This is a genomic window from Pseudomonas aegrilactucae, from assembly GCF_019168305.1.
In the GTDB taxonomy this organism is placed as follows: Bacteria; Pseudomonadota; Gammaproteobacteria; order Pseudomonadales; family Pseudomonadaceae; genus Aquipseudomonas; species Aquipseudomonas aegrilactucae.
Genome location: NZ_JAHTBI010000021.1, coordinates 13,745 through 30,427, shown reverse-complemented (window position 1 = coordinate 30,427; position 16,683 = coordinate 13,745). Strand labels below are relative to the sequence as shown.

General features: G+C 64.6%; 18 protein-coding genes and 1 pseudogene. 10 read left to right on the top strand and 9 right to left on the bottom strand.

Annotated elements, in window-relative coordinates:
• Positions 1-15: 15 nt before the first annotated feature.
• Positions 16-1,482, top strand: coding sequence for a SulP family inorganic anion transporter (locus KUO17_RS07140; protein ID WP_217974579.1), 1,467 nt, complete (start codon positions 16-18; stop codon positions 1,480-1,482).
• Here the strand turns inward: KUO17_RS07140 and fusA are convergent, their stop codons facing one another.
• The 7 genes from fusA to KUO17_RS07105 form a co-directional block, all read right to left on the bottom strand.
• On the bottom strand, positions 1,483-3,588 hold the full coding sequence (gene fusA / locus KUO17_RS07135; RefSeq protein WP_217974577.1) for an elongation factor G: 2,106 nt from the start codon (positions 3,586-3,588) through the stop codon (positions 1,483-1,485). It abuts the gene before it with no gap.
• A 97-nt stretch (positions 3,589-3,685) separates the two neighbouring features.
• Positions 3,686-4,075, bottom strand: a complete 390-nt coding sequence (locus KUO17_RS07130; protein ID WP_217974575.1) for a tautomerase family protein — start codon at positions 4,073-4,075, stop codon at positions 3,686-3,688.
• 148 nt (positions 4,076-4,223) lie between these two features.
• Complete coding sequence (locus KUO17_RS07125; RefSeq protein WP_217974573.1) at positions 4,224-4,622, bottom strand: ACT domain-containing protein; 399 nt, start codon at positions 4,620-4,622, stop codon at positions 4,224-4,226.
• A gap of 100 nt (positions 4,623-4,722) precedes the next feature.
• Positions 4,723-5,619: a Gfo/Idh/MocA family protein gene (locus tag KUO17_RS07120; RefSeq protein WP_217974571.1), complete on the bottom strand. Its 897-nt coding sequence runs from the start codon at positions 5,617-5,619 to the stop codon at positions 4,723-4,725.
• A complete protein-coding gene (locus KUO17_RS07115; RefSeq protein WP_217974569.1) occupies positions 5,556-5,885 on the bottom strand; it encodes a hypothetical protein in 330 nt (109 codons plus the stop codon). Before KUO17_RS07115 ends, KUO17_RS07120 begins: the two co-directional genes overlap by 64 nt.
• The gene (gene aroQ / locus KUO17_RS07110; RefSeq protein WP_217974568.1) at positions 5,882-6,340 is read right to left on the bottom strand and encodes a type II 3-dehydroquinate dehydratase; all 459 of its coding nucleotides are present in this window, start codon (positions 6,338-6,340) and stop codon (positions 5,882-5,884) included. The genes KUO17_RS07115 and aroQ overlap by 4 nt, the downstream gene beginning before the upstream one ends.
• A gap of 34 nt (positions 6,341-6,374) precedes the next feature.
• Entirely contained in the window at positions 6,375-7,427 is a 1,053-nt protein-coding gene (locus tag KUO17_RS07105; RefSeq protein ID WP_217974567.1) for a Gfo/Idh/MocA family protein, read from the bottom strand.
• 78 nt (positions 7,428-7,505) lie between these two features.
• Between KUO17_RS07105 and KUO17_RS07100 the strand changes: the two genes are divergently transcribed.
• A complete protein-coding gene (locus KUO17_RS07100; protein ID WP_217974566.1) occupies positions 7,506-8,447 on the top strand; it encodes a LysR family transcriptional regulator in 942 nt (313 codons plus the stop codon).
• Positions 8,448-8,486: 39 nt separating this feature from the next.
• Here the strand turns inward: KUO17_RS07100 and KUO17_RS07095 are convergent, their stop codons facing one another.
• Positions 8,487-9,134, bottom strand: coding sequence for a TIGR04211 family SH3 domain-containing protein (locus KUO17_RS07095; protein ID WP_217974565.1), 648 nt, complete (start codon positions 9,132-9,134; stop codon positions 8,487-8,489).
• A gap of 211 nt (positions 9,135-9,345) precedes the next feature.
• Between KUO17_RS07095 and KUO17_RS07090 the strand changes: the two genes are divergently transcribed.
• Both KUO17_RS07090 and KUO17_RS07085 read left to right on the top strand, forming a co-directional pair.
• On the top strand, positions 9,346-9,753 hold the full coding sequence (locus KUO17_RS07090) for a DUF4398 domain-containing protein (RefSeq protein ID WP_217974564.1): 408 nt from the start codon (positions 9,346-9,348) through the stop codon (positions 9,751-9,753).
• A gap of 11 nt (positions 9,754-9,764) precedes the next feature.
• The gene (locus tag KUO17_RS07085; RefSeq protein ID WP_217974563.1) at positions 9,765-10,535 is read left to right on the top strand and encodes an OmpA family protein; all 771 of its coding nucleotides are present in this window, start codon (positions 9,765-9,767) and stop codon (positions 10,533-10,535) included.
• A gap of 3 nt (positions 10,536-10,538) precedes the next feature.
• On the opposite strand, the gene KUO17_RS07080 is transcribed toward KUO17_RS07085, so the two are convergent.
• Positions 10,539-12,155 carry an inorganic phosphate transporter gene (locus KUO17_RS07080; protein ID WP_217974561.1) on the bottom strand — a complete coding sequence of 539 codons (1,617 nt, stop codon included), beginning with the start codon at positions 12,153-12,155 and terminating at the stop codon, positions 10,539-10,541.
• A 117-nt stretch (positions 12,156-12,272) separates the two neighbouring features.
• Between KUO17_RS07080 and KUO17_RS26565 the strand changes: the two are divergent.
• The 6 genes and pseudogenes from KUO17_RS26565 to pgsA all read left to right on the top strand — a co-directional run.
• A pseudogene (locus tag KUO17_RS26565) lies at positions 12,273-12,428 on the top strand (DUF488 family protein, N3 subclade); the annotation flags it as partial.
• A gap of 51 nt (positions 12,429-12,479) precedes the next feature.
• On the top strand, positions 12,480-12,941 hold the full coding sequence (locus KUO17_RS07075; RefSeq protein ID WP_217974559.1) for a GNAT family N-acetyltransferase: 462 nt from the start codon (positions 12,480-12,482) through the stop codon (positions 12,939-12,941).
• Positions 12,942-13,127: 186 nt separating this feature from the next.
• Complete coding sequence (locus KUO17_RS07070) at positions 13,128-13,472, top strand: helix-turn-helix domain-containing protein (RefSeq protein ID WP_217974557.1); 345 nt, start codon at positions 13,128-13,130, stop codon at positions 13,470-13,472.
• A 101-nt stretch (positions 13,473-13,573) separates the two neighbouring features.
• On the top strand, positions 13,574-14,215 hold the full coding sequence (gene gacA, locus KUO17_RS07065) for a response regulator transcription factor GacA (RefSeq protein WP_163941957.1): 642 nt from the start codon (positions 13,574-13,576) through the stop codon (positions 14,213-14,215).
• 2 nt (positions 14,216-14,217) lie between these two features.
• Positions 14,218-16,041 carry an excinuclease ABC subunit UvrC gene (uvrC, locus tag KUO17_RS07060; protein ID WP_217974555.1) on the top strand — a complete coding sequence of 608 codons (1,824 nt, stop codon included), beginning with the start codon at positions 14,218-14,220 and terminating at the stop codon, positions 16,039-16,041.
• 32 nt (positions 16,042-16,073) lie between these two features.
• Complete coding sequence (pgsA, locus tag KUO17_RS07055) at positions 16,074-16,634, top strand: CDP-diacylglycerol--glycerol-3-phosphate 3-phosphatidyltransferase (RefSeq protein WP_217974553.1); 561 nt, start codon at positions 16,074-16,076, stop codon at positions 16,632-16,634.
• Positions 16,635-16,683 lie beyond the last annotated feature (49 nt).

The following is a 16,683-nucleotide window of genomic DNA, read 5'->3' as shown; positions in this document are numbered from 1 at the left end:
CCGATTGGAATTCCGATGCAACCCACACGCAAACTTCACCGATTCGCCCCCGTGCGCGCCGATGTACTGGCTGGCCTGACCACCGCTTTCGCGTTGGTGCCCGAGTGCATCGCCTTTGCATTGGTCGCACACCTCAACCCGCTGATGGGCCTGTACGGCGCCTTCATCATCTGTACCCTGACCGCGCTGTTCGGCGGACGTCCGGGCATGGTTTCCGGCGCCGCCGGATCGATGGCGGTGGTGATCGTGGCCCTGGTGGTGCAGCACGGCGTGCAGTACCTGCTGGCCACCGTGCTGCTGGGCGGGGTGATCATGATCCTGTTCGGCCTGCTGCGCCTGGGCAAGCTGGTGCGCCTGGTGCCCTACCCGGTGATGCTCGGCTTCGTCAACGGCCTGGCAATTGTCATCGCGCTGGCTCAACTGGAGCACTTCAAGGCCGGCCAGGTGTGGCTCAGCGGTCCTGCGCTGTACCTGATGCTTGGCCTGGTGGCGCTGACCATGGCGATCGTCTACGTGCTGCCGCGCCTGACCCGCGCCGTGCCACCGGCGCTGGTGGCGATCCTCGGCGTGGGCCTGTTGGTGTATCTGTTCGACCTGCCCACCCATACCCTGGGCGACATGGCGCACATTGCCGGCGGCTTGCCGAGCCTGGCCCTGCCTCAGTTGCCATGGAACCTGGAGACCCTGCGCATCATCGCCCCCTATGCGGCACTGATGGCCATGGTCGGCCTGCTGGAAACCCTGCTCACCCTCAACCTTACCGATGAATTTACCGAAACCCGTGGCCACCCTGACCGCGAGTGCGTGGCTCTGGGGGCCGCCAACATGGTGTCGGGGCTGTGCGGCGGCATGGGCGGCTGTGCGATGATCGGGCAAACCGTCATCAACCTCAGTTCGGGCGGGCGAGGGCGCGTGTCCGGTGTCGTTGCCGGGGGGATGATCCTGATGTTCGTGCTGTTCCTGGCCCCCTTGATCGAGCGCATCCCGCTGGCGGCACTGGTAGGGGTGATGTTCGTGGTGTCGCAGCAGACCTTTGCCTGGGCCTCCCTGCGCGTGCTGCACAAGGTACCCCGGAGCGACGTGCTGATGATCATCGCCGTGACCCTGGTGACGGTATTCACCGACCTGGCTAGCGCCGTGCTGTGCGGCATTGTCATCGCCGCGATCAATTTCGCCTGGCAGCACGCCCGCGAGCTGTATGCCGACGGTGCCATGCAGGCCGACGGCAGCAAGCTGTACCGGGCTCACGGCACACTGTTCTTCGCCTCGGTCACTCCGTTCCTGAACCAGTTCAGCCCGGCGCAGGACCCCGTGCAGGTCACGCTCGATTGTGCGCACCTGCGCGTGGTCGACTACTCGGCGATCGCCGCCATCAAGACCCTGCGCGAGCGCTATGCCAAGGCGGGCAAGCACCTGCGCGTGGTCCACCTGACCGAGCGCTGCAAGCAACTGCTCAAGCGCGCGGGGGTGCAGCAGGGCTGATCAGCCCTGCTTCTTGATGATCGCATCGGCGATGCTCCCCGGCGCCTCTGCATACTTGGTGAACTCCATCGTGTAGCTGGCCCGGCCCTGGGTCATCGAGCGCATCTGGGTCGAATAGCCGAACATCTCGCCCAACGGCACGTCAGCGCGAATCACCTTGCCGGCCGGCGTGTCCTCGCCTTCCTGGATCAGCCCGCGGCGCCGGCTGAGGTCACCGAGGATGTCGCCCTGGTACTCCTCGGGCGTCACTACCTCGACCTTCATCACCGGCTCCAGCAGCACCGCCCCGCCTTTTTGCGCCAGTTGCTTGGTCGCCATCGAGGCCGCCACCTTGAAGGCCATCTCGTTGGAGTCGACGTCGTGGTACGAGCCATCGAATACCGTGGCCTTCAGGCCGATCAACGGATACCCGGCCAGCACGCCGTTCTTCATCTGCTCCTCGATGCCTTTCTGGATGGCCGGGATGTACTCGCGTGGCACCACCCCACCGACCACCTCGTTGACGAATTCCAGGCCTTCCTTGCCTTCCTCGCCCGGCGCGAAGCGGATCCAGCAATGCCCATACTGCCCGCGCCCACCCGACTGACGCACGAACTTGCCTTCGATCTCGCAGGTATTGCGGATCTTCTCGCGGTAGGCCACCTGCGGCTTGCCGACATTGGCCTCGACGCCGAATTCGCGCTTCATGCGGTCGACGATGATGTCCAGGTGCAGCTCGCCCATGCCGGAGATGATGGTCTGCGCGGTCTCTTCATCGGTGCGCACCCGGAACGAAGGGTCTTCCTGGGCCAGCTTGCTCAGGGCGATGCCCATTTTCTCCTGGTCGGCCTTGGTCCTGGGTTCCACGGCCACCGAGATCACCGGGTCGGGGAAGTCCATGCGCTCGAGGATGATCGGCTTGCCGATGTCGCACAGGGTGTCGCCGGTGGTCACGTCCTTCATGCCGATCAGCGCGGCGATGTCGCCGGCGCACACGGCCTTGATCTCGGCGCGCTGGTTGGCATGCATCTGCACCATGCGCCCGACCCGTTCCTTCTTGCCCTTGACCGAGTTGAGCACGGCGTCGCCAGAGTTCAGCACCCCCGAATAGACACGGGCAAAGGTCAGGGTGCCGACGAACGGGTCGGTGGCGATCTTGAAGGCCAGCGCCGAGAACGGCTCGCTGTCGTCGGCATGGCGTTCCAGGTGCTTGTCTTCATGGTCCGGGTCGGTGCCGTGGATCGCGGGAATCTCGGACGGGGCGGGCAGGTAGTCGATCACCGCGTCGAGCATCAGCGGCACGCCCTTGTTCTTGAACGAAGAACCGCAGATGGCCGGGACGATTTCGTTGTTGAGCGTGCGCTTGCGCAGGCCGGCCTTGATCTGCTGATTGTTCAGCTCGGTGCCGTTCAGGTACAGCTCCATGAACTCGTCGCTGGCCTCGGCGGCCGCCTCGATCATGTGGGCACGCCACTCGTTGGCGAGGTCCTGCATGTCTGCCGGGATCTCCTCTTCGCGGTAACTGGTGCCGTTGTCGTCCTCGTTCCAGTAGATGGCCTTCATCTTCACCAGGTCGATCTGCCCGATGAAGTGTTCCTCGGCGCCGATGGCCAACTGGATGGGCACCGGGTGGTGACCCAGGCGCTTGTCGATCTGCTTGACCACGCGCAGGAAATCCGCGCCCTGGCGGTCCATCTTGTTCACGTAGGCCAGGCGCGGCACATGGTACTTGTTGGCCTGGCGCCACACCGTCTCGGACTGTGGTTCGACCCCGTCGGCGCCGCTGAACACCACCACGGCCCCGTCGAGCACGCGCAGCGAGCGTTCCACCTCGATGGTGAAATCGACGTGGCCGGGGGTGTCGATGATGTTGAAGCGGTACTTGTCGGGGAACTGCTTGGTCGAGCCTTGCCAGAACGCAGTGGTCGCCGCGGAGGTGATGGTGATGCCGCGTTCCTGCTCCTGGGCCATCCAGTCCATGGTCGCGGCACCGTCGTGCACTTCGCCCATCTTGTGGTTGACCCCGGTGTAGAACAGGATGCGTTCGGTGGTGGTGGTCTTGCCCGCGTCGACGTGGGCGACAATGCCGATATTGCGGTACAGCTCGATGGGAGTGGTGCGCGCCATGGTCGTTCACCTGTGCAAAAGGCGGGCAGCCTGTGGCCCGGGTTCTTCCAGTTAAGCAGAAGAATACGCCGGTGCCGCGACCGGTCGGCGCGCGCGCTCAGACCTGCACGGTGTAGTTCAGGCCCAACTCGTCGCCGGGTACACCGCGGATGCCCCAGTTTTCGCGGGGTGTCTCGAACAGGGTGATTTCAATGTCCTGGGCGCGGATGCCGGAGTGCTCGCCGATGCGCTGGAACAGCTGGCGGATCAGGTCTTTCTTGGCCGCGGTGGAGCGGCCTTCGAACAGGCTGATCTCGATGATCAGGTAGTGTTCGCTGCGGTCGTCGGGGTAGAGAAAGTCGGCGGGGTCCAGGGCCAGGTAGCGCTGGAAGCGTTTTTCCGGCGGGTATTGCAGGGCGCTCACCACGGCGTTGTGGATGGCCTCGGCAAGGGCAGGGCGGTGCTGGTCGAGGGTGGTGCGCACTCCATAGATCTTGATCTGGGCCATGACGACGTTCCGTGTGGGGCTGGGGAGGTGCATCGTGGCCGGTGGCCCTTTCACTGGCAAGCCAGTTCCCACCGTTGACGCAGTGCGCTCAACGGCGCTGCAATCCTTGTGGGTGCAGGCTTGCCAGCGAAGAGGCGCACGCTCTTTTTCAGGCCCCTGCCGCCAGCTCTTCCAGTACCGCCATTGCGCGCTGCGCATCGGCCTGTGCGACAAAGATATGGTCATGGTAGAACGCCGCCACCACGTTGCAACTGATCCCGGCCTGGCCCAGCGCCGTGGCGAACGCCGCTGTCAAACCCACTGCCTCGAGTGACGAATGCACTGTCAGCGTGATCCACGCAGCCGCGTAGCTGAAGGGCAGTTGCAGCGCCTGGGCCCGCGCACGCGGCACGATCACTGTCAGCCCCTCCTGCTCGCGAAAACTGCCGATCACCTCGTCAGGCTGCAGCCCCGACCAGTCGGCCAGCGTGCAGAACACGTAGCTGCCTTCATTCAACCGCGGCCGCATGCTGCGCAACAGTGTGGCCAGACTCGTTTCACCCGACATGATCGTGCTCTCGCAAAAGAATTCGGCTGCCAGTCTGGCAGCCGGTCGGTGATCAGAAAAATCAATCCTGCTTGGCCTGCATTAGCGCAGCTTCTGATGATCAGGCATCGGTCCAGCGTCCCTGCGCCGCATCCGAACGCACGCACGCCTCGATGAAGGCCATGCCTCGTACGCCGTCCTCGGCACTGGGGCACAGCAGTGACTGGGCGCTGGGGGCACGCCGCTCGCGACGCGCCATGATGCGCTCGGCCGCCTCGCTGTAGATGTTGGCGAACGCCTCCAGCAGGCCCTCCGGTTGCCCGGCCTTGATGCGCGTCGACCGCTTGGCCGATTCGCTCAGCCAGGCCTCGCCGCGCCGCAGGATCTGGTGCGGCTGGTCCTGGTGGCGAAGTTCGAGCCGGTCGGGCTCTTCCTGATGCCAGTAGATCGAGCCGGTCGATCCGAATACCCGCAACTGCAAGCCATGCCGGTGCCCGGCTGCGACGAAACTGGCCCACAGCATGCCACGTGCGCCATTGGCCAGGCGCAGTTTCACGTGTGCGTTGTCATCGGACTGTCGCCCCGGCACCAGCGTGCTCAGCTCGGCCGAGACCTGGCTGACCTCCTGCCCGGTGACGAAACGCAGCAGTTGGTGGGCATGCACGCCCACATCGGCCAGTACCGACGAGGCGCCGGCCTGTGCCGGGTCGGTGCGCCACATCAGGGCCTTGGCTCCCTGCTGCTCCAGCGGGTGGGTACCGAACGCACTGGCGTGTTCCACCTGCACCAGACGCACCTCGCCGATGGCGCCACGGGCGATCAGCTCGCGGGCCTCGCGCACCAGCGGGTAGCCACTGTAGTTGTGGGTCAGCAGGTGCAGTGCCGGGCCCTTGCGCGCCCGCTCCAGCAACTGCTGCGCCTGGGCGAGGCTTGAGGCCAGCGGCTTGTCGCAGATCACGTCGATGCCCTGGTCGAGGAACGCCAGGCTGGCCGGCACGTGCACGGCATTGGGTGCCATGATGGCGACTGCCTGTACGCCGTCCGGGCGCTTTGCCTCGGCCTCGGCCATGGCTGGTAGTCGGCATACACGCGCTCCGGTGCCACGCCGTAAGCCTCGGCGGCCGCACGGTTGCGCGCCGGGTCGCGGGCGAACACGCCCGCCACCAGCTCGAAGTGGCCGTCCAGTTGAGCGGCATAGCGGTGGGTGGCACCGATCGACGACTCCAGGCCGCCGCCGACAAAGCCCAGACGCAGACGCTGGCTGGGGTTGGCTACGGTTTTCATGGCAGGTTTCCTTGCGCGGTGCGCTGCAGGTGGGCGAAGTGGCTGATGGCAAGCGCGTAGCCATGGGTGCCGAAACCGGCCAGCACCGCGTTGGCCACCAGCGATACGTAGGAGTGATGGCGGAACGCTTCGCGCCGGTGCACGTTGGAAATGTGCACCTCGATCACCGGCACTTCGGCGGCGATCAGCGCATCGTGGATCGCCACCGAAGTGTGGGTCCAGGCGCCGGGGTTGATCACGATGCCGGCCACCCGGCCACGGGCCTGGTGGATCCAGTCGATCATCTGGCCTTCGTGGTTGGTCTGCTGGAATTCGATGGCCAGTTCAAGGTCGGTGCCGGTACGTCGGCACAGTGCTTCGACATCGGCCAGGGTTTCACGCCCATAGACCTCGGGCTGACGCAGACCGAGCATGTTCAGGTTGGGGCCGTTGAGTACGAGCAGGGTGTTGTGCATGCGGTGGTGTCTCTTGAGCAAGTGATGGTGAGGTTCAGAGCGGCTGGATGTCGACCGTGTGGCCGCTGCGCGCGGCTTGGCCGATGGCGTCGATGATCTGCAGGTTGCGCAGGCCGTCGCGCACGCTGACCAGTGGCTGGGCCTGGCCGCGGATGACCTGGCAGAAGTGCGCCAGCTGGCGCACCAGCGGGTCGGCCTCGCCGAGGCTGGCGGTGGCGCACTGGAACGGCCGCCACCAGGAGCGCTGCTCGTGGCGAGCGTAATACTTCAGGCGCATGGTCGGGATCGACAGCGAGCCCTGGGTGCCGGCCAGCACGTAGCAGTCTTCGTCGGCATAGCTTGGGTAGTCGAGGTTTTCACGGGAGGTCTGCTCCCAGCTGCGGGCACAGGCCGCCGTGTCGGACAGCATGAAGGTGCCCAGTGCACCACTGGCAAAGCGCAGGCTGATGGCGATGCTGTCTTCCACCGCAAAGCCACGGGTGGCGTTCGAGCTCTGGGCCTGCACGGCGATGATCTCGCCGCACAGCGAGCGCAGGTTGCCGATCTCGTGGATCAGGTTGATCAATACCGGGCCGCCCCCGGCTTCGCGGCGCCAGGGGGCGGCGTCGAAGTAGTCGTCGGGTTTGTAGAACAACGCGCTGCCCATCACCGCCACCAGTTGGCCGAGCACCCCCTCGGCGATCACTTCGCGGGCCTTGTGCAGGATCGCGCTGTGGGCGCGGTGGTGGCCCACCAGCAGGCGTGCACCGCGTTGTTCGGCGATGGCGAGCAGGCGCTTGCCTTCGTCAAGGGTGTGCGCCACCGGCTTTTCGATCAGCGCAGGCACGCCTCGCTCGACACAGGCCAGCGCGCCCTCGACATGCAGTTGATTGGGGGTGGCGAGAATCACGCCGTCAGGCCGTTGGGCGACGAACAGGCTGGCGAGGTCGGGGTACAGCGGCACGTCACAGGCCTGCGCCAGTTCGCCAGCGGCGCGAGACGGGTCGACGATGGCGGCCAGGGTGCATTCGGCGCTGGCCTGAATCAGTTCGATATGGCGGCGGCCGATCAGGCCGGCACCGGCGACGGCAAGGCGGATTGAGGTCATGGTTCTCACGTTCTTGTTCTTGGACGAAGCAGGTTTGTGAGAGGCTAATAAAAAAGCGACAGGAGATAATCAGCTCAAATGAAGAATCAGAATGCGCTGGTAGCGAATAATGAGCCGTTGCTGCGCGACCTGCAGTTGTTTTGCGAAGTGGCTCGCCGTTCCAGTTTCATCGCGGCGGCGACCGAGACCGGGTTGTCACCGGCGCATGTGAGCAAGCGCATCGCGACCCTGGAAACCATGCTGGGGGTCAAGCTGTTCAACCGCACCACGCGCCGGGTCAACATCACCAGCGACGGCGAGGCGGCATTCGTCTGGGCGCAGAAGATCCTGGAGGATGTCGGCGCCATGCTCGATGCCCTGTCGGGGGGGCAGAGCGAGCCGCAGGGCACCTTGCGTGTGTGCACCAGCCTGCGCCTGGGGCGTGAGCATGTGGCGCCTATCCTGTCATTGCTGCGTCGCCAGTACCCGGCGCTGGACGTGTGGGTAGAGCTGCTGGACCGACGTGTCGACCTGATCGCCGACAACTTCGATATCGACGTGCGGGTGGGGGAGGTGCAGGAGAAACACGTGATCGCGCACCGTATTGCCAGCAGCTCGCGGGTGCTGGCGGCGGCCCCCGACTACCTGGCGCAGCGCGGTCAGCCGCGGGTACCGGCAGACCTGGCCCAGCATGACTGCCTGTTGTTTCGCAGCCGGGACGATCGCTTCGGGGTGTGGCGCCTGCTGGGCCCCAACGGCGCCGAGACGGTCAAGGTCACCGGGCCCATGGCTTCCAACCACAGTGATATCGTGCGCCAGTGGGCACACGACGGGCACGGCATCATCATGGCTGCGCGCTGGGATGTGCAAGCGAGCCTGAACAGCGGGGCGCTGGTGCAGGTACTGCCGGGGTATTCCCAGCCGGCGGACATCTGGGCGGTGACGGCGGCGCGCTCCTCGAGCTCGGCCAAGGTGCGCACCTGCGTGGCGTTCCTGCGTGAGCAACTGGTGCAGGGGCCGTATGCGCTGGGGGGGGATTAGGGTTGGCCTGCGAATGGGCTGCAAAGCAGCCCCCACGCCTCAGAACCAGCGGTCGTTGCGCTTGCGCCCGCGGCTCAGCATCGGCAGGATCAGCCCCGCCAGCAGGCCGGCCCCGGCAATGCCGCCGCCGTACACCATGTAGCGCATCAGCACCTGCTTGTTCTCATCGCCCAGGCGCGCCTGGGTCGCGCGTAGTTCCGACTGTGCCTCACCCAGCTCGGCATTCAACGCCTGGCTGCGCGACTCCAGTTCATCGATCAGCGCCTTGCGCGCATCCAGCGTCTCCTGCATGCCCTGCACGCGGGTTTTCCAGGTGTCGTCAATGCCCTTGAGCTGCTCGCTCAACTGTGTCACCTGCTCGGTCAACTGGGGCACACGCTCCGCCTGGCCAGGCACCGCCTGCAGGTCGCTGTTGCTGATCCACACGGTATCCCCCGACTCGCCCCGCACCTGGCTGTAGTTGCCCTGGCTGGTGAGCAAGGTGACCTTCTGCCCGGATTTGAGGTTGCCGACGATGCGGTGGCCGTCGGTGGGGCCGCTGCGTACATAGGTGCTCAGGCTGTCACTGACCCAGCGTTCGTTGCCGCTGGGTTGTTCGGCATGGGCCGGGCCGCACAACAGGATCAGGCCGCCGAGCAGACCAGGGATAAGAGAGCGCCGTGCGCAAAGCTCAAGAGATGGGGGCATGGTGGTCTTCTTGAAAACGGAAAAAATGAAACACACAGACCGTTTTTTGGCGCTCAGGTTCATTACAACGGTCAGACCGTTTTCGTTGTGTGTTAACGGAAATTTCTGACTTTGCGTGAGGCGGGCTCCGATAGGGTTGCCCTAGACACTGGGAATAGTCTTACACCGCTTGAACACCGGATGTTTTTTCCCACGTTTCTGGAGTCTTCCCATGGTTGCTATTCGCACCGTCAAACCCCTGGCCGCTGGCGCTTTGGTGGCCACCCTGATGGCCGCGCTGGCTGGTTGCGCTGGCGTACCGGCACCCACCGATCAGGTCGAGTTGAGCCGTAACGCGGTCAGCCGTGCGGTGGCCGCCGATGCCACCCAATACGCGCCGGCCGAGATGAAGTCTGCCCAGGACAAGCTGTATGGCGTCGAGCGCGCTCTGGGCGAGAAGAACTACACCGCGGCCCGCACCCTGGCCGAGCAGGCCGAGGCCGATGCCAACCTGGCCGAGCGCAAGGCCCGTGCGGTCAAGGCGCAGCAACAGTTGCAGAGCGCCAACAACGGTATCGAAGTGCTGAAGCAGGAAATGCTCCAGGCCCCCGACACCCTCATCAACACGATCACTCCGTGAGAACTTCTGTCATGCGTATCAACCCCCTGTTGCCTGTCCTGTCCGTGCTGGCGGTGTTTGTCGTCGGTTGCACCAACACGGCCGAACACCCTGGCCTGGTCGAGGCTCGTGAACATTTCAGCGTGCTGCAGAGCAAGCCGGCGTCCAGCCGCCTGGCCGCGCTGGAAACCAAGGACGCTTTCACTGCGCTGGGCAAGGCCGAGCTACTGTCAATCCAGGACCGCAAGGCGCCGCAACTCGATCAACTGAGCTACCTGGCCAACCAGAAGATCGCGGTGGCCGAGCAGACCATCGCCCTGCGTCAGGCCGAGGCCGGCCTGCAAGGCATCGAAGCGCAGCGTACCCAGGCCCGTCTGGATGTGCGTACCGCCCAGCTCAAGGCGCTGCAGCAACTCAAGGCCAAGCAGACCGACCGCGGCACCGTGGTCACCTTCGGTGACGTGCTGTTCGATACCGGTCGTGCTGAACTCAAGGGCAGCAGCCAGCGCAACATCGAGCAACTGGCCGATTACCTGCGGGCCAACCCCGAGCGCAAGGTGCGGGTTGAAGGCTTTACCGACTCCACAGGCGCCGACGCCTTCAATCAGCAGTTGTCGGAGCAGCGCGCTGCTGCGGTAGCCAATGCCCTGCGCCGTCAAGGCATTCAGGCCCAGCGCGTGATCAGCACCGGCTATGGCAAGGCGTACCCGGTGGCCTCCAATGCCAGCGCGTCGTCGCGCCAGCTCAACCGCCGCGTCGAAGTCATCATCTCCCACGGCGACAGTGTTGTCGGCGGCCGCTGACGGCTACAGCAACTGGCTCAGCAACCAGTACAGCCCGCCCGACAGCAGCATGGCTGCGGGCAGGGTCAACACCCAGGCCATCGCCAGGTGGGCGAGGGTCCGCATCTGCAGGCCCGAGCCGTTGGCCACCATGGTCCCGGCCACCCCGGACGAAAGCACATGGGTGGTCGACACCGGCAACCCGTACAGGTCCGCCGCACCGATGGTGCACATTGCCACCAACTCTGCCGATGCACCCTGGGCGTAGGTGAGGTGGGTCTTGCCGATCTTCTCGCCCACGGTCACCACGATGCGGCGCCAGCCCACCATGGTGCCCAGGCCCAGGGCGATGGCCACGGCGATCTTGACCCACAGCGGGATGAACCGCGTGGCGTCGTCGATGCGCGTCTTGAACATCTGCACCTGGCTGGCCGTGGCCGCGTCGAGCGCGCCGTGCTGGTGGCGTTGCATCAGGCGGATGGCTTCGCTGGTCAGGTACATGTCGTTGCGCACGTTGGCCATGGCTTGGGCCGGCACCCGTGTCAGCGAGCCATAGCTTTGTACCTCGTCACCGATCAGCCCCGCCAGTGCGCCGAGCGCTGGCACCAGTTCGGCACTGGGCTGCTGTTCTCGCAGGTACAGGGTCAGGGTGGCACGCGGGTCCTGTGGGGCAGGGTGCGCGGTGTGGTGTTGCAGCGCCTGCTGCGTGAGCTGGGCCACCTCGGCAAATTGCAGCGACTGCTCGACCGGCATGGTGCGGTTCAGGGCATAGGCCATGGGCAGGGTGCCGACCAGGATCAGCATGATCAGGCCCATGCCTTTCTGGCCATCGTTGGAGCCGTGGGCGAAGGAGACGCCGGTGCACGTCAGGATCAGCAGGCTGCGAATCCACCACGGCGGCGGTGTGTCGCCCACCGGCGCCTGGTACAGCTCGCGGCGTTTGACCAGCATGCGCAGGGCCACCAGCAGCAGCGCCGCGCAGGCAAAGCCCACCAGCGGCGAGAGCAGCAGCGAGTAGCCGACCTTGCCTGCCTGCGACCAGTCCACACCACTGCTGCCGTCGCGCCCGTGCATCAGCGCGTTGGCCACGCCCACGCCGATGATCGAGCCGATCAGGGTGTGCGAAGACGAGGCCGGCAGCCCCAGCCACCAGGTGCCCAGGTTCCAGATGATCGCGGCCAGCAGCAGGGCGAAGACCATGGCAAAGCCTGCCGCAGAGCCCACTTGCAGGATCAACTCCACCGGCAGCAACGCAATGATGCCGAATGCCACCGCGCCGCTGGAAAGCAACACCCCGATGAAATTCCAGCAGCCCGACCACACCACGGCGAAGTGTGCCGGCAGCGAGTGGGTGTAGATCACCGTGGCCACGGCGTTGGCGGTGTCGTGAAAGCCGTTGACGAACTCGAAGCCCAGTGCGATCAGCAGGGCTAAGCCCAGCAGCACGAAGGGCGTCCAGGTGGTGACCACGGTGCCGGCCGCATCGATGTCGCGAAACAGGCTCCAGGCGGTATACACCAGGCCGCCGAGCAGCAGGGTGATGAACAGGGCAATGGTGGTGCGGCCGGCGCGGGCGGCCGGTTTAGGCAGGGCGTCACGTACACCCGGTGGGGCGAGGGTGGCGCTGGTCGGGATGGTCATGCTGGCGGGTCCGGTAGGTTGAATTCGTGCCTGGCGCAGTCAGCATAAAAACCCTGGGTGATGGCATAGTGATTTCGGTCAACGAAAGCAGCGGTTGAGTGACCAAGCTTATAAAAGGCCGAGAAGAGAGAGCTGACGCTGGTGTACGCGGCCAGGGATGTACGACACAACAATGCGCAGGTGCTGGCCGGGTGGCTGGATGATGAGCTGGAGCGCCACGGGCCGGGCAGCTCGCCGGTTTGCTATGGGGACCTGCTGGGGCCTACAGTGTGAGGCTGTGAATCAGCGATAGACGCACCGCAAGCCTCCTGACGGGCGCCCGAAATGACCCCAACCCTCATCCCCGCCACCGACCAGTATCTGACCTTCGCCCGCGACCTCACGCGGCGCGCCATGCTGCCGTATTACCGCCAGTTCGACCTGCTGTGGATGGAGGAAGCCTTCAACCAGGCCTGGGGCTGGCGCGAACAGTGGCTGGTCGTCGACGGCGAGCGCGTGCTGGGCTTCTGCAGCCTGAGCCAGGACAGCCGTGCGCTGTATATCCGCGAACTGCACCTGATCGAGGCCGCGCGCGGCCACGGCGTCGGCAGCTGGGTACTGGCGCAATTGCCGGCCTGGGCAGCCAGGCGCCGGCTGGCGCTGTTGCGCCTGACCGTGTTCAAGAGCAATCCGGCCCAGGCCCTGTACCTGCGCCACGGCTTTGTCGCCCAGGGCGAGGACGAGTGCTTTGTGCGCATGCAGCGATCGATCGACCCGAACGCTGCAGACACACCGTCACACGGCTGACCCGTACCACGCAGCCCAGGGTGCGCCATCGCGTCAGAAAATGAAGTGATTCGGTAGGGTCCGGCATTTTCCAAGTGGTGGCTCATTGTCTTTTTTGCACGCTTAAACCTTTCTGCGCGGTGTTCGTTCTTGTTCAGAAGCGCTGCGCAACGTCGCGTGGCTGAACGTAGAGGGTTGATCATTCAAATGGACGGTATGGGTGCGCGCCTGCGCGAAGAGCGGGAGCGGCTGGGATTGACGCAGCGGGCGTTCGGCGACATCGGCGGCGTCGAGGCCAACGCGCAGGGCAAATATGAAAGCGGCGAGCGCACCCCCAAGGCCGATTACCTGGCGGCCGTGGCTGCTCGCGGCGTCGATGCCTTGTATGTGTTGAACGGGGTGACGACGCAGTTTGCAGCGGCAGGCTTGAGCGCCGCCGAAGCGCGGTTGCTCGGTTGTTTCAGGCAGCTCTCGCTGGCCGACCAGCAGGCCATCGCGCAGGTCGTGTGCAGTCTGGCAGGCGCGGGGCACACGCCCAGCGGCACAGGCTGAAAATTGACGTCATTGCAATGACGTTTACTGTTAGGTGCCCACGGCAATTTTTTTGCTAAGGTGGCCGGATCCAATTTCACACCGTAACGCGAGGTGCTTGCTTGATTAGGGTGCTGGTGGTCGATGACCACGATCTGGTGCGTACGGGCATTACCCGCATGCTGGCCGATATCGACGGCTTGCAAGTGGTGGGGGAGGCCGATTCCGGCGAAGCGGCACTCAAGTCGACCCGCGACCTCAAGCCCGACGTGGTCCTGATGGACGTCAAGATGCCTGGCATCGGTGGCCTGGAGGCGACCCGCAAGCTGCTGCGCAGCCACCCCGACATCAAGGTGGTGGCGGTGACCGTGTGTGAAGAAGACCCGTTCCCCACTCGCCTGTTGCAGGCCGGTGCGGCGGGCTATCTGACCAAAGGTGCAGGGCTGGGTGAAATGGTTCAGGCCATTCGTCTGGTATTTGCCGGCCAGCGTTACATCAGCCCGCAGATTGCCCAGCAGTTGGCACTCAAGTCGTTCGAGCCGCAAAACGCCTCGCCATTCGACAGCCTGTCGGAGCGCGAGATCCAGATCGCCCTGATGATCGTGGGTTGTCAGAAGGTGCAGATCATTTCCGACAAACTGTGCTTGTCGCCCAAGACGGTTAATACGTACCGTTACCGCATCTTCGAGAAACTTTCCGTTACCAGTGATGTGGAACTCACCTTGCTGGCCGTGCGCCACGGTATGGTCGACGCCAACCTCTGATCATGACCCCAGCGTTTGATTCAAGTGCCTTTCTGGCAACCTGCAGCGGGCGTCCGGGTGTTTACCGGATGTTCGATGAAGGCGCGCGCCTGCTGTACGTGGGTAAAGCCAAAAACCTGAAAAAGCGCCTGGCGAGCTACTTTCGCAAGGCCGGCCTGGCGCCCAAGACCGCAGCCCTGGTGGCGCGCATCGCACAGGTTGAAACCACCATTACCGCCAACGAGACCGAGGCGCTGCTGCTCGAGCAGACCCTGATCAAGGAATGGCGCCCGCCGTACAACATCCTGTTGCGCGACGACAAATCCTATCCGTATGTGTTCCTCGGTGACGGCGATTACCCGCGCCTGGGCATTCATCGCGGTGCCAAGAAGGCCAAAGGCAAGTATTTCGGGCCCTACCCCAGTGCCGGCGCGATCCGCGAAAGCCTGAGCCTGCTGCAGAAGACCTTCTTTGTGCGCCAGTGCGAAGACAGCTACTACGCCAACCGCACACGGCCGTGCCTGCAGTACCAGATCAAGCGCTGCAAGGCGCCCTGTGTCGGCCTGGTCGAGCCCCAGGAATACGCCGATGACGTACGTCACTCGGTGATGTTCCTGGAAGGGCGCAGCCATCAGTTGACCAACGAGCTGAACGCTGACATGGAGCGTGCCGCCATGGCACTGGAGTTCGAGCGGGCTGCCGAGTTGCGTGACCAGATCGCCCTGCTGCGCCGGGTTCAGGACCAGCAGAGCATGGAAGGCGGCAGCGGTGACGTGGATGTGGTGGCGGCGTTCATCAACCCGGGCGGCGCGTGTGTGCACTTGATCAGCGTGCGCGGTGGACGGGTGCTGGGCAGCAAGAACTTTTTTCCGCAGGTAGGTATCGAGGAAGACGTGGCCGAGGTCATGTCGGCGTTTCTTGCCCAGTACTACGTGGGCAACGCCGAGCGCGAACTGCCGGCCGAGCTGATCGTGAACGTGGTGCATGAAGACTTCGAGGCATTGTGCGACGCGATCCATGCCCTGCGCGGGCGCGAGCTCAGCATCAGCCACCGCGTGCGTGGCACGCGGGCGCGCTGGCAGCAGTTGGCGGTGACCAATGCCGAACAGGCGCTGATGGCGCGGTTGGCCAACCGTCAGCACATGGCGGCGCGTTTCGATGCGCTGGCCCAGGTACTTGACCTGGAGCAGACGCCGCAGCGCCTTGAGTGCTACGACATCAGCCACTCCAGCGGTGAGGCGACCGTGGCGTCGTGCGTGGTGTTCGGCCCCGAGGGGCCGATCAAGTCCGACTACCGGCGCTACAACATCGAGGGCGTGACGGCGGGTGATGACTATGCCGCCATGCACCAGGCCCTCACCCGGCGCTTCTCGCGCATCAAGGATGGGGAGGGCAAGCTGCCGGATGTGTTGCTGGTGGACGGTGGCAAGGGCCAGTTGAACATGGCGCGCGAAGTGATGCAGGAACTGGCGGTGCCTGACCTGATCCTGCTGGGTGTGGCCAAGGGCACCACCCGCAAGGCGGGTTTCGAGACCCTGTACCTCAATGATGTGGCCCATGAATTCACCCTCAAGGGTGATTCGCCGGCCTTGCACCTGATCCAGCAGATCCGTGACGAGGCGCACCGGTTTGCCATCACCGGGCACCGTGCCCGACGTGGCAAGACGCGACGTACTTCGACCCTCGAGGGCGTGGCCGGGGTGGGGCCCAAGCGTCGTCGTGACCTGCTCAAGCACTTCGGTGGCTTGCAGGAACTGAGCCGCGCGAGCGTTGAAGAAATCGCCAAGGCGCCGGGAATTAGTAAAAAGCTTGCCGAGTCGATTTATGACAGCCTGCATAGCGAGTAGAATGCCCGCTCACCTCGCAGCCAGTTGTGCCGATGAATATCCCTAATCTGCTTACCGTACTACGTGTTCTGCTCATTCCGATTTTCATACTGTTGTTCTATGTGCCGTATCACTGGAGCTACATAGCCGCCAGCAGTGTGTTTGCCGTTGCCGCCGCCACCGACTGGCTGGACGGCTACCTGGCCAGGCGGTGGCAGCAGAGCACGCCCTTTGGTGCCTTCCTCGACCCGGTCGCGGACAAACTGATGGTCGCCGTGGCCTTGGTGCTGCTGGTGCAGGTGCATGCCAACCTGTGGTTGACCTTGCCGGCGGCGGTCATCATCGGTCGTGAGATCGTGGTGTCGGCGCTGCGCGAGTGGATGGCCGAGATGGGCGCACGTGCCCACGTGGCGGTGTCCAACCTGGGCAAGTGGAAGACGGCGGCGCAGATGCTGGCGCTGGTGATCCTGCTGGGCAACCCGCCGGTGTGGGGCGTGTGGGTGGGCTTGGGTTATGCGCTGCTGCTGGTGGCTGCCGGGTTGACCCTGTGGTCGATGGTGCACTACCTGCGGGCCGCCTGGCCGCACCTGCGTGAAGGTTCGGAAATAAAATAAACTTTTTTGAATCAAGGGGTTGACGGGGTTTTTTAATTCGCTAGAATGG

Bases quoted from the DNA above. Each gene is read 5' to 3' on its own strand.
- pgsA (WP_217974553.1), top strand. From the start codon at position 16,074: ATGAATATCCCTAATCTGCTTACCGTACTACGTGTTCTGCTCATTCCG.
- KUO17_RS07085 (WP_217974563.1), top strand. From the start codon at position 9,765: ATGCGTATCAACCCCCTGTTGCCTGTCCTGTCCGTGCTGGCGGTGTTT.
- KUO17_RS07075 (WP_217974559.1), top strand. From the start codon at position 12,480: ATGACCCCAACCCTCATCCCCGCCACCGACCAGTATCTGACCTTCGCC.
- KUO17_RS07130 (WP_217974575.1), bottom strand. From the start codon at position 4,075: ATGGCCCAGATCAAGATCTATGGAGTGCGCACCACCCTCGACCAGCAC.
- aroQ (WP_217974568.1), bottom strand. From the start codon at position 6,340: ATGCACAACACCCTGCTCGTACTCAACGGCCCCAACCTGAACATGCTC.
- KUO17_RS07105 (WP_217974567.1), bottom strand. From the start codon at position 7,427: ATGACCTCAATCCGCCTTGCCGTCGCCGGTGCCGGCCTGATCGGCCGC.
- KUO17_RS07120 (WP_217974571.1), bottom strand. From the start codon at position 5,619: ATGGCACCCAATGCCGTGCACGTGCCGGCCAGCCTGGCGTTCCTCGAC.
- KUO17_RS07115 (WP_217974569.1), bottom strand. From the start codon at position 5,885: ATGAAAACCGTAGCCAACCCCAGCCAGCGTCTGCGTCTGGGCTTTGTC.
- KUO17_RS07090 (WP_217974564.1), top strand. From the start codon at position 9,346: ATGGTTGCTATTCGCACCGTCAAACCCCTGGCCGCTGGCGCTTTGGTG.
- uvrC (WP_217974555.1), top strand. From the start codon at position 14,218: ATGACCCCAGCGTTTGATTCAAGTGCCTTTCTGGCAACCTGCAGCGGG.
- KUO17_RS07125 (WP_217974573.1), bottom strand. From the start codon at position 4,622: ATGTCGGGTGAAACGAGTCTGGCCACACTGTTGCGCAGCATGCGGCCG.
- KUO17_RS07095 (WP_217974565.1), bottom strand. From the start codon at position 9,134: ATGCCCCCATCTCTTGAGCTTTGCGCACGGCGCTCTCTTATCCCTGGT.
- KUO17_RS07140 (WP_217974579.1), top strand. From the start codon at position 16: ATGCAACCCACACGCAAACTTCACCGATTCGCCCCCGTGCGCGCCGAT.
- KUO17_RS07080 (WP_217974561.1), bottom strand. From the start codon at position 12,155: ATGACCATCCCGACCAGCGCCACCCTCGCCCCACCGGGTGTACGTGAC.
- KUO17_RS07070 (WP_217974557.1), top strand. From the start codon at position 13,128: ATGGACGGTATGGGTGCGCGCCTGCGCGAAGAGCGGGAGCGGCTGGGA.
- fusA (WP_217974577.1), bottom strand. From the start codon at position 3,588: ATGGCGCGCACCACTCCCATCGAGCTGTACCGCAATATCGGCATTGTC.
- KUO17_RS07100 (WP_217974566.1), top strand. From the start codon at position 7,506: ATGAAGAATCAGAATGCGCTGGTAGCGAATAATGAGCCGTTGCTGCGC.